The 12,219-nt window shown below is 73.9% G+C and carries 12 protein-coding genes; 5 read left to right on the forward strand and 7 right to left on the reverse strand.

Annotated elements, in window-relative coordinates; translation table 11 throughout:
* Positions 1-44 precede the first annotated feature (44 nt).
* Together ACGF13_RS13170 and ACGF13_RS13175 are read left to right on the forward strand one after the other, a co-directional pair.
* Positions 45-1,049 carry an ABC transporter ATP-binding protein gene (locus tag ACGF13_RS13170; protein ID WP_392873060.1) on the forward strand — a complete coding sequence of 335 codons (1,005 nt, stop codon included), beginning with the start codon at positions 45-47 and terminating at the stop codon, positions 1,047-1,049.
* Between the two features lies 1 nt (position 1,050).
* The gene (locus ACGF13_RS13175; RefSeq protein ID WP_392873063.1) at positions 1,051-1,818 is read left to right on the forward strand and encodes an ABC transporter permease subunit; all 768 of its coding nucleotides are present in this window, start codon (positions 1,051-1,053) and stop codon (positions 1,816-1,818) included.
* 37 nt (positions 1,819-1,855) lie between these two features.
* Here ACGF13_RS13175 and ACGF13_RS13180 read toward each other — a convergent pair whose 3' ends face one another.
* Positions 1,856-2,179 carry an ATP/GTP-binding protein gene (locus ACGF13_RS13180; RefSeq protein WP_392873065.1) on the reverse strand — a complete coding sequence of 108 codons (324 nt, stop codon included), beginning with the start codon at positions 2,177-2,179 and terminating at the stop codon, positions 1,856-1,858.
* 371 nt (positions 2,180-2,550) lie between these two features.
* Between ACGF13_RS13180 and ACGF13_RS13185 the strand changes: the two genes are divergently transcribed.
* Positions 2,551-3,699, forward strand: coding sequence for an LLM class flavin-dependent oxidoreductase (locus tag ACGF13_RS13185; RefSeq protein ID WP_392874201.1), 1,149 nt, complete (start codon positions 2,551-2,553; stop codon positions 3,697-3,699).
* Between the two features lie 82 nt (positions 3,700-3,781).
* Here ACGF13_RS13185 and ACGF13_RS13190 read toward each other — a convergent pair whose 3' ends face one another.
* On the reverse strand, positions 3,782-4,174 hold the full coding sequence (locus ACGF13_RS13190) for an SCO5389 family protein (RefSeq protein ID WP_392873067.1): 393 nt from the start codon (positions 4,172-4,174) through the stop codon (positions 3,782-3,784).
* A gap of 481 nt (positions 4,175-4,655) precedes the next feature.
* On the opposite strand from ACGF13_RS13190, the gene nucS reads away from it, so the two are divergent.
* Positions 4,656-5,315, forward strand: coding sequence for an endonuclease NucS (gene nucS, locus ACGF13_RS13195; protein ID WP_392873070.1), 660 nt, complete (start codon positions 4,656-4,658; stop codon positions 5,313-5,315).
* 4 nt (positions 5,316-5,319) lie between these two features.
* Here the strand turns inward: nucS and ACGF13_RS13200 are convergent, their stop codons facing one another.
* From ACGF13_RS13200 to ACGF13_RS13220, 5 genes are all read right to left on the reverse strand, one after another.
* Complete coding sequence (locus tag ACGF13_RS13200) at positions 5,320-7,596, reverse strand: ATP-binding protein (RefSeq protein ID WP_392873073.1); 2,277 nt, start codon at positions 7,594-7,596, stop codon at positions 5,320-5,322.
* 259 nt (positions 7,597-7,855) lie between these two features.
* Entirely contained in the window at positions 7,856-8,185 is a 330-nt protein-coding gene (locus ACGF13_RS13205; RefSeq protein WP_392873076.1) for an STAS domain-containing protein, read from the reverse strand.
* A gap of 352 nt (positions 8,186-8,537) precedes the next feature.
* A complete protein-coding gene (locus tag ACGF13_RS13210) occupies positions 8,538-9,407 on the reverse strand; it encodes a 3-hydroxyacyl-CoA dehydrogenase family protein (protein ID WP_392873079.1) in 870 nt (289 codons plus the stop codon).
* A gap of 199 nt (positions 9,408-9,606) precedes the next feature.
* The gene (locus ACGF13_RS13215) at positions 9,607-10,257 is read right to left on the reverse strand and encodes a response regulator (RefSeq protein ID WP_392873082.1); all 651 of its coding nucleotides are present in this window, start codon (positions 10,255-10,257) and stop codon (positions 9,607-9,609) included.
* Positions 10,254-11,462, reverse strand: a complete 1,209-nt coding sequence (locus tag ACGF13_RS13220) for a sensor histidine kinase (RefSeq protein WP_392873085.1) — start codon at positions 11,460-11,462, stop codon at positions 10,254-10,256. The genes ACGF13_RS13215 and ACGF13_RS13220 overlap by 4 nt, the downstream gene beginning before the upstream one ends.
* Before the next feature lie 155 nt (positions 11,463-11,617).
* On the opposite strand from ACGF13_RS13220, the gene ACGF13_RS13225 reads away from it, so the two are divergent.
* Positions 11,618-12,211 carry a hypothetical protein gene (locus ACGF13_RS13225; RefSeq protein WP_392873088.1) on the forward strand — a complete coding sequence of 198 codons (594 nt, stop codon included), beginning with the start codon at positions 11,618-11,620 and terminating at the stop codon, positions 12,209-12,211.
* The last annotated feature ends 8 nt before the right edge of the window (positions 12,212-12,219 follow it).

The following is a 12,219-nucleotide window of genomic DNA, read 5'->3' on the forward strand; positions in this document are numbered from 1 at the left end:
ATACCCCCTTTGTCCTAGCCTGGCAAGGAACTGAGGGAGCACGAATGATCGAGCTGCACGAGCTGACAAAACGTTACGGCACGACCCTTGCGGTGGACCGCCTCAGCTTCCGGGTCCCCCAGGGCGTGGTGACCGGCTTCCTCGGCCCCAACGGCGCTGGCAAGTCCACCACGATGCGCATGATCCTCGACCTCGACCGCCCGACCGCCGGGCGGGTCACCATCGACGGCAGGCACTACGGCCAGCTCAGCGAGCCGCTCAAGTACATCGGCGCGCTGCTGGAGGCCAAGGCCGTCCACCCCGGCCGCACCGCCCGCGACCACCTGCTCTGGCTCGCCCAGAGCAACCGCATCCCCGAGCGCCGGGTGGACGAGGTGCTCGCCCTGGTCGGCCTCACCCCGGTCGCCCGCAAACGGGCCCGCGGCTTCTCGCTCGGCATGGGCCAGCGCCTGGGCATCGCCTCCGCCCTGCTCGGCGACCCGGAGATCATCATGTTCGACGAGCCGGTCAACGGCCTGGACCCGGAGGGCATCCTCTGGGTCCGCAACCTGATGAAGCGCCTCGCCGCCGAGGGCCGCACGGTCTTCGTCTCCTCCCACCTGATGAGCGAGATGGCCGTCACCGCCGACCACCTGGTGGTCATCGGCCGGGGCCGCCTGCTCGCCGACCTGCCGATGCCGGAGTTCATCCGGCGCAACTCCCGCTCCGCCGTACGGCTGCGCAGCCCGGAGCCCCAACGGCTGCTCGACGTCCTGACCGAGACCGGCCTGCGGCACGAACCGGGCCCGGACGGCTCCTACGAGGTGGTCGACGGGGACATCGCGCACCTAGGCGAGCTGTTCGCCGGGCACGGCGTGGTGCTGCACGAGCTCAGCCCGCAGCAGGCCTCGCTGGAGGACGCCTTCATGCAGATGACGGCCGACGCGGTGGAGTACCACGCGGGCGAGGGGCCGGGTCAGGACGCGGCCGGCGCGCCCGCCGAGTGGGGCGCCGGCTGGAAGGCGGACGGCGCCCGGCAGACCACCACGGCACGGCAGGAGGAGATCTGAGATGGCGTCCTTCCCCGCGGTCCTGCGCTCCGAGTGGACGAAGATCCGCACCGTCCGCTCGACGCTCTGGACGCTCGCGCTGACCTTCGTCGTCACGGTCGGCATCGGCGCGCTGCTGTCACTGCTCACCAACGACAACTTCACCGAGTTCCGACGGCACGACCCCAACCCGTTCGACCCCACCAGCACCGCCTTCTCCGGCATCGTGCTCGGCGAACTGGTGATCATCGTGTTCGGCGTGCTGGCGATCGGCAACGAGTACAGCAGCGGCATGATCCGGCTCACCCTGGCCGCCGTCCCACAGCGCGCCACCCTGCTCGCCGGCAAGCTGGCGGTGCTCGGCGCGCTCGCGCTGGCGGTCTCGGTGCTGACGGCCTTCGTCACCTTCTTCGCCGGCCAGGCGCTGCTCGGCTCGCACTCCACCACGATCAGCGAACCGAACGTGCTCCGCGCGGTGTTCGGCGCCGCGCTGTACCTGACGATGCTCTGCCTGTTCGCGGCGGGCGTCACCACGATGCTGCACAACCAGACGCTCGCGCTCGGCGTGCTGGTGCCGTTCTTCTTCCTGCTCTCGCCGATCCTCTCGGCGGTGCCGAAGGTCAGGACCCTGGCCCACTACTTCCCCGACTACGCGGGCTCGCGGATGACCCTGGTGTACGAGCAGCAGGGCCAGCCGTACGGACCGTGGGCCGGCTTCCTGATCTGCCTCGCCTGGACGGCGGCGGCCCTGGTCGGCGGCGTGCTGGTGCTCAAGAAGCGCGACGCGTAGCCGGGCCCGCGACGCGCGGCGGCCCCGCGGCGGGCCGTCAGTACCGCGGAGCGCCGCGGCCCCGCAGCAGGTTGGAGGCCCGGCGCTCCCGCGCCCCCCAACAGGCCCGGTGCCAGTGCCGCCGGTCGTCCACCCCCGCGCCGTGCGTCGGCCAGGCCACCACGTGGCCCATCCCCGGCGGGATCTCCTGGTCGCAGCCCGGGCAGCGGTAGAACCGCCCCGCCGTCCCGGCGACCGTCTGGACCACCCACTCGTCGTCCTGGTAGGTCTCGGTACGGCGCAGCGAACCGCCGAGCGGGGCGGTCGGCTCCGCACTCTCGTGGGGGGCGGCGCTCTTGATCCGGTTGCGGCGCGGCGACACGGCGGACTCCCTCTCCTCCTGGGCCTGGATCGTTCCAGCCTACGGCCGATCGGGCTACCCCATCGCTCCTACCACGACCCCGTCCGGTACTTCGGCGTTTTTGCCGAGATCCACCCGATCATCGGGGAAATCCAGGGTTCCGCATGCCATTGGCACATGACATCGGATACCCACAAGGGGAGAAGGCGGGGCCCGCAGACCCTGCGCGCACCCGAGGAGGACCAACGATGAGCAAGACCAGCGCCCGCGCCGAGAGCGGTCGGCCCGCCCCCGGCCCGACGCTGACCTCCGTCCCCCCGGTGACGGCCGTCGCGGGCGAGCCGCTGCCGGCGACCCTGCGGGCGGGCGCGGTGCCGCCGTCCACCGGTCCGGTGCGGGTCGGCCTGTTCCTGCTGTCCGCGCAGTTCCCCGGACAGGGCCACGGCGAGGTGCTGGAGCGCACCGTCAGCGCGGCCGTCGAGGCCGAACGCTCGGGCCTGGACAGCGTCTGGCTGGCCGAGCACCACTTCGTGCCGTACGGGGTGTGCCCGGACGCCGCCACGCTGGCCGCGATGCTGCTCGGCCGCACCCGCCGGATCGGCGTCGGCACCGCGGTCAGCGTGCTCTCCACCCGCCACCCGGTGGGGCTCGGCGAGCAGGCCGCGCTGCTGCACCTCACCTCCGGGGGACGGTTCACGCTCGGAGTGGGCCGCGGCGGGCCGTGGATCGACCTGGACGTGTTCGGTGGAGGCGTGGACGCCTTCGAGACCGGGTTCCCGGAGCGGCTGGACCTGCTGCTGCGCTGGCTGCGCTGCGCCCGGGTGGGCGCGGACGGCCCGCAGTTCGCCTTCCCCGAGGTCGCCGTGGTGCCCCGGGCCACCGAGCCGCTGCGGCGGCCGGGCCTGGTCAGCTGGCTCGGCCTGGGCGAGCGGTCCGGCCCGGTGCGCTTCCCGCGCCAGCGCCGGGACGACGAGGGCCTCGGCGAGGAGCTCACCGCCGACGGACGGCCGGTGGCCGGCCCGCCCGTGGTGGTCGCCTGCACCTCGCCGGGCGGGGTGCGGCTGGCCGCCGAGCGAGGCCTGCCGATGCTGCTCGGCATGCACTCCGGGGACGACGACAAGCTGCGGATGCTGGAGCTGTACCGGACCGCCTGGCTGGCCGCCGGGCGCGGTGAGGAGCAGCTGCGCCGGGTCGGCCGTCAGCACGTCGCGGCCGGGGTGGCCCAGGTCGACGACCGCGCCGCGGCGGCCCGCTCCACCCTGCTGAACGCGATGCCCGGCTGGTTCGAGTACGGGCTCGGCGCGCACCGCACCGTGGACGGCCGCGAGCGCAAGATGCGCGACCCGCGCCAGTACACCGAGCTGCTCTGCGACCTGCACGCAGTGGGCACCCCGCGGCAGTGCGCCGACCGGCTGCTGGCCACCGCCGAGCGCACCGGCATCCGGCGCTTCGCCCTGCTCGCCGAGGGCAGCGGCGACCAGGAGGCGACCCTGCACAACATCGCCCGGCTCGGCTCCGAGGTGCTGCCGCAGCTGGGCTAGGTCCTACCCGGGCCCGGGCCGCCGCCCCTCCCCCGCACCCGGGGACGGGGCGGCCGGCGCCGCGGCGCGGTACGGCCGGGGCTCAGCAGTCCCGCAGTTCCTCGGACTGGTTGAGCAGCTGTTCCCGGACCGAGGTGAAGCGGTCGTACCGCGCCTCGTTGGCCTCCGACGGCAGGAACACCGCCACCCGGTGGCAGTTCTGGAACGCCAGCCGGACCCCGAAGTGGCGCTGGAGGGCGCCCCGGATGGCGTCGCTGGCGAGGGCGCGCAGCAGCTGGCCCCGGGCCTTCTCGCTGGGGGGCGGTACCTGGTTGTCGGCGAAGTCGGTGCCGTCGACCTTCGCCTGGGCGACCAGCGAGCTGATCAGGTCCCAGGCGTACGGCAGCGAGACGCGGACGCAGTCGACGAATTCCCGCTCGTCGACCTCGCCCCGCTCGGCCTTCTCGAGCAGGGCCGGTGAGACGTCGAGCGACATGGATTCTCCTCTCGCGGTCCACCCGCGCGGCGCCCGGGTGGTCGTGCGTAGGTCAAGCTCACAGTGAGGGTGGCTGATTCGCGCGGGACGTCCGGAACACCGAGGGACAGGGGTTTCCGGCACCTTCGCGACAGCGGCGGCACCACGGGACGTGACGTCCTGGACACCGAACGCGCTCAGAACAGCGTGGCAGTCAACGGCGCGACAGGCCGGTCATTCCTGCGGATTGCTTCGGAAATATGTTGCGCTGCACGGGATTGGCCGGATCCCGTCGGATCGTTCATCTGAAGTCTCCATCCCCGTTGACAGCGATCCCGCGAGCGTGCCGTCACACACCGTAGCGACCCGAAGGGGGCGGCGCCAGACCTCGACGGGCGGGGAGCGGGACCACAGGCCCTCCATGGTGGACGGGTTCGCGCTTTCTTCACCCTGCCGTCGCGGAATCGCATCAACTGGCCCCGGTGGGCTAGCGTGGTCGACCGTGCGTCTCGTAATTGCCCGCTGCTCAGTCGACTATGCCGGTCGGCTCTCCGCCCATCTGCCCTCCGCCACCAGGCTGATCCTGGTCAAGGCCGACGGTAGCGTCAGCATCCACGCCGACGACCGCGCCTACAAGCCGCTCAACTGGATGTCCCCGCCGTGCGCCCTCAAGGAGGCCGACGGGGTCTGGACGGTGGAGAACAAGGCCGGCGAGAAGCTCATCATCACGCTGGAGGAGGTGCTGCACGACTCGTCCCACGAGCTCGGGGTCGACCCGGGCCTGATCAAGGACGGCGTGGAGGCACACCTCCAGGAGCTGCTCGCGGACCGGATGGAGGTGCTCGGTGCCGGCTGGTCGCTGATCCGCCGCGAGTACCCCACCGCGATCGGCCCGGTCGACATCCTCTGCCGCGACGCCGACGGCGCCACGGTGGCCATCGAGATCAAGCGCCGCGGCGAGATCGACGGCGTCGAGCAGCTCACCCGCTACCTCGAACTCCTCAACCGGGACCCGCTGCTGGCCCCGGTCAAGGGCGTCTTCGCCGCGCAGGAGATCAAGCCGCAGGCCCGCGTCCTGGCCACCGACCGCGGCATCGGCTGCGTGGTGCTGGACTACGACGAGCTGCGCGGCATCGACGACGACAAGCTCAAGCTGTTCTGACCGCTCAGGACGGTCCCGGGGTGGCCGGACTGGTCGCCCCGCCCGGGGTCGTCGGCGATCCCGAGGTAGCCGACGGCGACGTCGGGGTGGCCGCCGGGGAGGACGGGCCGCGGCTCGGCTCCGTCGGCTGCGACGGCCCTCCGGTCGACTGGGACTGACCCGGCTGCGGGGCCGGCGGCTGCGGCTGGCCCGGTGCGGGCGGCTGCGGCTGCTGCGCGGGCTGGGACTCGCCCGCGCTCGGCGAGGAGCTCGGCTTCCTCGTCGGTGAGGCGCTCGGCGAGTGCGAGGCGCTGCCGCTCGCGGACGGCTCCGGGCTGCCGACCTGCCCCGCCGGGCTGCCAGGCCCGGCACCGGTCGTCCCCGGCCCGGCGCTGCCGGAGGACTGCGGGAACGGCGGGTCCTCGGTGCCGCTGCCGCGGTCCGGCCGGCTGTTGTGCGGATCGTTCCCCTTGACCTCCTCCGGCCCGCTGAAGCTCATCGCCACCGCCGTGCCGAGCACCCCCAGGGTCAGCACCGCCGTGGAGAGCACCGCCGCCCGGCGCCGCCGACTGGACTTCAGGCCGGCCGGCACCCGGGCCGCGATCTTGCGGATCACCGGGGCGCGGCCGGGCGCCGCCGCCGCGGGCGCGGCGGCGGGCAGCTGCCGGCCGTCGGCGCGCAGCAGGTCGAGCATCCGGCGCGCGGCGGCCACCCCGCGCTGCTCGCCCGCCGTGTTCCGCAGGGTGAGCGCGGTCTCCAGTTCGGCGACGGCCCGGGAGGGCTGCTGGACGCAGATCGCGTGCACGCCCGCCTCGTGGTGGAACCAGGCCTGGTCGACCGCCGAACCGGTGCGGCGGGCCGCCTCCAGACCGAGCTGGAGCACCCGCTCCCAGGCGCCCCAGCGCAGCGCCAGCGCCAGCGCGGGCGCCGCCGCGCGGGCGAGCCGGACCACCGCGTCGTGCCGCCCGGCGGTGCGGTCGGCGAGCAGCACGCCGATCATCACCTCCGCCTCGGCGGCGATCTGCTCCAGCGTCACCGAGCTGTGCCCGACCCACCAGGCGAAGTGCCGGGCGGCGCCGTCGACGCAGCCGCGGGGCGGCCAGTGCGGGGCGAGCAGGTCGAGCGCGCCGGCGGTCAGCCGGTGGTGCCCGCCGATGGACACCGCCAGTCCGGCGTCGGTGAGTTCGGCGAGGGCGGCCTCGCCCTGGCCGACGTCGATCAGCGCCGGCAGGTGCGGCGCGGTGGGGCACTCGCCGCCGAGTGCCACGGCCAGGCGCAGCACGGCCTGGGCGGACTCGCTCAACCCCTCGGCGAGCCGGACCGCGGGCGAGGCGGTCTGCGCCACCGAGGGCAGCGGGACGGTGCTGCGCAGCGCGTTCTCCCGGATCGCCGGGTCCGGGTCGTGGGCGGGCTCCTCGACGGCTCCGAAGACGTCCATCCGGTCGTCCTCGGCGGCGACCAGCGCGTCCACCGCGAGGTCCCGCTGGCGCAGCAGCGCGGCGGCCTGGACGAAGCGCAGCGGCAGGCCCTCGGACTCGAACCAGAGGTCCACCGCCCAGGCCTTCTCGTCGACGTCCAGCGGCCGCCCGGCCAGCCGGGCGGTGAGGGCGAGGCAGGCGGAGCGGGAGAGCCCGGCCACCAGGTGGTCCTGGAGCCGGGAGCCGGCGGGCAGCGGCGGGCCGTCCGGGGCGGCGGAGATCAGGAAGGCGCAGCCGGGGGCGGCGGCGAGCAGCTGCTCCAGCTCGGCGCCGGAGGGCTCGGCGGCGTCGATCACCACGATCGCGCCGACCTCGGCGAGGTGGGCGGCCAGCTGCCCGGGGTCGGGGCGGTAGCCGGGGGCGTGGTGGGTGGCCGTGAAGAGGTCCTGGAGCAGGTCGGGGACGGTCCGGCGGTGGCCGCAGAGCTGCACCACACCTCCGGGGGCGAGGTCGGCGGCGGCCTCGGCGACGGCCGACAGCAGTGCGCTGCGGCCCGAGCCGGCCTGGCCGACCAGGCGTATCGACCGGCCCTCGGCGAGCAGGCCGAGCAGTTCGGCGATGTCGGCCTCGCGGTCCAGCAGCGGCAGGTCGGCGGGCCCGGCGCCGAGCGCGAGCGGGCCGACCGCGCGGCCGACGCCGCCGACCGGACCGCGGGCGGGCTCGCTGCGTTCGATCCGGCGCGGGTGCGGCCGCCACTCCTCGGGACAGGGCCCGGCCTCGGAGCCGTCCGGGGCACCGACGCCCACCAGCAGGCCGCCGGAGACCAGTTCGCCGCCACGGGTGCGGACGGCGTCCTGCCGGAAGTCCCCGGATGGCTGTGCCACGTTCTGCTCCGCATCGTGCTCGGCCGTCGGCGCCCCGCGCCGCCCGGCTGACGTCCCGGTAGCGGCCGCGGCCGGGCTGGAGGCAGCCCCGGCGGCCGTCTTCTGACGGGCAGACTCTTGCACATTCGGACCCGCCCGTGCAGGGCGGTCCGCGGTGTACGACCGGCCGGTAGCGCTGACCAGGGACGTTGCGCGGGTGGGGCCCGGGGGTGCGGGGGCGCGCGGTCCGGCGCGCGGCGCCGGAGCGGATGCGGAGCGGCTAGAGCGCGACCCCGTGCGCCTCGGCGACGCCGGTCACGCCGTCGACGGTCAGGATGCGGTGCAGCTTGGTGGCCACCAGCAGCCGCTGGAGCTGGGCCGGGACGGAGCGCAGCACCAGCCGGCGGCCGATCCGGCCGGCCCGCCGGTGGGTGCCCATGATCACGCCGAGCCCGGTGGCGTCCCAGAACTCCAGCCGGGCGAGGTCGAGCACGAGGTCGCCGAGGCCGCCGTCCACCGCCTGGTGCAGCCGGGCCCGCGCGTCGGCGGCGGTGCGCACGTCGAGGCGGCCTTCGATGGCCAGCGCCGTGTGGTCGCCGGTGATGCGCATGCTCTCCTCCTTCGCCTGGACGGTCTGGTGCGGGGCGGGTCCGCCCCGGCCGTACCGGGTGCGGGAGCGGGGGGTGCATCCGGGCGGGCCGCAGCCCCACACCCGGACCCGGTCGGAATGCCGGGTTCCTTCATCTGACGGTGAACCGGCTCCACAGGTTGCTGGTTCCGGCCAGATCTGAAGCAACTTCACCCGTCCGAGGGAATATACGCAGGTCGGCCCCACACCTACGCTCGATTACCGCCCAAATCACCCGTCTGCGGCACCAGCGTGAGGAAACTCACCCGGCCCGGTGGAGCGGGCCGTACGACGCTCCGATCGCACGGCCCGGCGGCCGTTCAGCCCGGCAGGCTCACTTGCCCTCGTACGGGTAGAAGCCGCGGCCGCTCTTGCGGCCCAGGTCACCGGCGGTGACCATGCGGGCCATGATCTCCGGCGCGGCGAACTTCTCGTCCTTGGTCTCGGTGTAGATGTTGTCGGCGGCGTGCAGCAGGATGTCCACGCCCGTCAGGTCGGCGGTCTGGAGCGGGCCCATCGCGTGGCCGAAACCGAGCCGGCAGGCGGTGTCGATGTCCTCGGCGGTGGCCACGCCCGACTCGTACAGCTTCGCGGCCTCGACGACCAGCGCGGTGATCAGGCGGGTGGTCACGAAGCCGGCCACGTCGCGGTTGACCACCACGACGTCCTTGCCGACGCCCTCGGCGAAGGCGCGGGCGGCGGCCAGCGTCTCGTCGCTGGTCTTGTAGCCGCGGACCAGCTCGACCAGCTTCATCATCGGCACCGGCGAGAAGAAGTGGACGCCGACGACCGACTCCGGGCGCTCGGTGGCGGCGGCGATCCGGGTGATCGGGATGGCGGAGGTGTTGGTGGCCAGCACGGCGCCGTCCTTGGCGAGCTTGTCGAGCTCGCGGAAGACGCCCTCCTTGACCTCCAGCTTCTCGAACACGGCCTCGACCACGATGTCGGCCTCGGCGACGGCGCCCAGGTCGGTGGTGGTGGTGATCCGGCCCAGCGCGGCCTCGGCGTCCTCGGCGCTCAGCTTCCCCTTGGCGACGAACTTCCCGTAGGAGGCGCGGATGCCCGCCAGGCCCCGCTGGAGCGCCTCCTCGGTGACGTCCCGCAGCACCACCGGGTGGCCGGCCTGCGCCGACACCTGGGCGATGCCGGCGCCCATCAGGCCGGCACCGATGACGGCGATCTGCTTGCTGGACGCATTGCTCATGGCTGGGTCTCCCGATGCCGTCGCCGCCCCGCGGGCGGGCCCTGAAGGCGGCTCAGGGCAGGGGTCACCGCCGGCGAGCCGCGTCGCTCGTTTCCGGGACTCTAATGCCCAAATCCCCGGTGCAGTAGCAATCGAGAGTGTGATCTGCAACCGACCTGGTCAGGCGCTCGGACGGCCGGGCGGACGGACGGCCGTACGGTCAGACGGTCATCCCGAGGTCCTGGGCCAGGATCGCCGCCTGCACCCGGCTGCGCAGCCGCAGCTTCGCCAGGATGCGGCTGACGTGCGTCTTGGTGGTCGCCTCCGCCATCACCAGCCGGGCCGCGATCTCCCCGTTGGACATCCCGGCCCCGATGCAGGCCAGCACCTCCCGCTCACGGCCGGTCAGCGCCCCCACCGCGGCCCTGGCCTCCGGCCCGACCGGCCGCTCGGGCCGGGCGAAGGCCCCGATCAGCCGCCTGGTCACCGAGGGCGCCAGCATCCCGTCCCCGCGCGCCACCGTGCGGATGCCCTCGATCAGGGTGTCCGCCTCCAGGTCCTTGAGCAGGAACCCGGACGCGCCGGCCCGCAGCGCGCCGTAGACGTACTCGTCCAGGTCGAAGGTGGTCAGCACGAGCACCTGACCGGCCCCGGCGGCAACCACCTCCCGGGTCGCCGAGACGCCGTCCAGCCGGGGCATCTGCACGTCCATCAGCACCACGTCGGGCCGCAGCTCCAGCGCCAGCCGGACGGCCTCCTCGCCGTCGGCGGCCTGCCCGACCACCTCGAACTCCGGCTCGGCGCGCAGGATCATCACCAGCGCCGCCCGTACCGCCGCCTGGTCCTCGGCCACCAGCACCCGGATCGTCATGCCCGCCCCTCGTTCCCGTGGGCGCGCGGCAGCACCGCGCGCACACTCCAGTACCCGTCCTTCGGCCCGGCCTCGAAGCTGCCGCCGAGCAGCCCGGCCCGTTCCGCCATACCCACCAGCCCGGCCCGGGCGCCGGGCAGTTCGCGGCCCGGCCCGGCCCGGTAGGGACTGTCGACGGCGATCCGGAGTTCCTCGGACGCGAACTCCAGCCGAAGACTGACCAGTCCGGGCCCGGCGTGCTTGAGCGCGTTGGTCAGCGACTCCTGGACGATCCGGTACGCGGCCAGCCCGACCGGCACCGGGAGTTCGCCGCGCTCGCCGCGCTCGTCCAGCTCGAAGTCCAGCCCGACGTCCTGGCCCGCCGCCCGGGCCTTGGCCACCAGGGCGTCCACCGCGGCCAGGTCGGGCGCCGCGTACGACTCGTCCACCTCTCCCCCGCCGCTGTCCCGGAGCAGTCCGATCATGCGACGCATTTCGGCCAATCCCTGGACGCTGTTCTCCCGGATCACCGCCAGCACCTCCACCAGTGGGTCGTCCTCGGCCAGCCGGCGCCGCCTGGCCACCGACTGCGCGCCGGTGGCGTGGATCGCGATCGCCGACAGGTGGTTGGCCACCACGTCGTGCAACTCCCGTGCCATCCGCGCCCGTTCGGCGACGATCGCCTCGCGCCGGTCCATCTCCGAGAGCAGCGCGGTCTGTTCCGCCCGCAGCCGCTCGGCCTCCGCCTCCTGCCGGTGCTTGCGCACCACGTCGCCGGTCCACACCGGCCCCAGGAAGACCAGCGCGCTGACCACCACCACCAGCAGCGCGAGGGAGGTGCCGCCGTGGATCGCCGCCAGCGTGGAGAGCGCCAGCACGGTGGCCCCGCCGGTCAGGTGCAGTATCCGGGACATCCGCGGGCTGCCGTAGATCACCGCCGCGTACAGCAGATCGGTGTACATGATCAGCGTGGCCACCAGGTTGCCGGCGAACACGCTCCCCGCGAAGACCAGCCCGCCGAGCGACACCGCCAGCACCGGCCTGGTCCGCCGGACCAGCTCCAGCCCCGCCATCACCAGCAGCGGCGGCAGCACCACCCAGGGCGGCACCCGGCCGGCCTGGTCGTACGCCCTGAAGACGATCAGCACCGAGCCGCCGAGCAGCCCGAACAGGGCGATCAGCTGGTCCTGCCGGCGCGGGGACAGGGCGGGGAAGGGGAGCGGCACGTTCCCATCTCACCACTCCCGCGCCCCGCCCGGCTCCGGTCCACGGAGGAGCCCGCTACATCGAAGGATGCAGGCCCGGACGGCACCACGCGACGACGACACCGGCGCGCCCGCGCACGAGGCTGGGAGCACCACGCAACGTCCGGGAGCAGAACGTGATCGTCACCCTCATCGTCGCGGCCGAGATCTCCTTCTGGATCCTGCTCGGCCTCGGCCTCGCCACCCGCTACCTGCTCCGGTGGCGCCGCACCAGCACCGCGCTGCTGGTCGGCCTGCCGGTGGTGGACCTCACCCTGTACGCCCTCACCGTCCTCGACCTGCGCGGCGGCGCCACCGCGAGCTGGACGCACGCCCTGGCCGCGAGCTACGCGGGCTTCTCGATCGGCTACGGCCCCTCGCTGGTGCGCTGGGCCGACCGGCACTTCCAGCACCGCTTCGCCGGCGGCCCCAAGCCGCTGCCCTCACCGAAGTACGGGCCGGAGCGGACCAGGTACGAGTGGCAGATCGCCGGCCGGACCGTCGTGTCGGCCGCGATCACGCTCAGCCTGATCACCCTGCTCGTCCCGCTCTCCGCGGGCGCCGCCCACTTCGGCACCTTCCTCCAGTGGTACCTCAAGCTGGGCATCGCGGCCGTCGTCAACGTGATCGTGGCCGGCTGCTACTCGCTCTGGCCCAAGGCGGCGCCGGCCGGCGTCCTGGTCGAGAACGGCCGGGTGGTCAGGGAGAGGACCCCGGCCGACCGGCCCTGAGGCGGCTC

Source organism: Kitasatospora sp. NPDC048286 (assembly GCF_043201735.1).
Taxonomy (GTDB): Bacteria; Actinomycetota; Actinomycetes; order Streptomycetales; family Streptomycetaceae; genus Kitasatospora.

Excerpts from the sequence above, each read along its gene's own strand:
- ACGF13_RS13175 (WP_392873063.1), top strand. The coding sequence starts at position 1,051 with ATGGCGTCCTTCCCCGCGGTCCTGCGCTCCGAGTGGACGAAGATCCGC.
- ACGF13_RS13190 (WP_392873067.1), bottom strand. The coding sequence starts at position 4,174 with ATGTCGCTCGACGTCTCACCGGCCCTGCTCGAGAAGGCCGAGCGGGGC.
- ACGF13_RS13215 (WP_392873082.1), bottom strand. The coding sequence starts at position 10,257 with ATGACGATCCGGGTGCTGGTGGCCGAGGACCAGGCGGCGGTACGGGCG.
- ACGF13_RS13210 (WP_392873079.1), bottom strand. The coding sequence starts at position 9,407 with ATGAGCAATGCGTCCAGCAAGCAGATCGCCGTCATCGGTGCCGGCCTG.
- ACGF13_RS13205 (WP_392873076.1), bottom strand. The coding sequence starts at position 8,185 with ATGCGCATCACCGGCGACCACACGGCGCTGGCCATCGAAGGCCGCCTC.
- ACGF13_RS13170 (WP_392873060.1), top strand. The coding sequence starts at position 45 with ATGATCGAGCTGCACGAGCTGACAAAACGTTACGGCACGACCCTTGCG.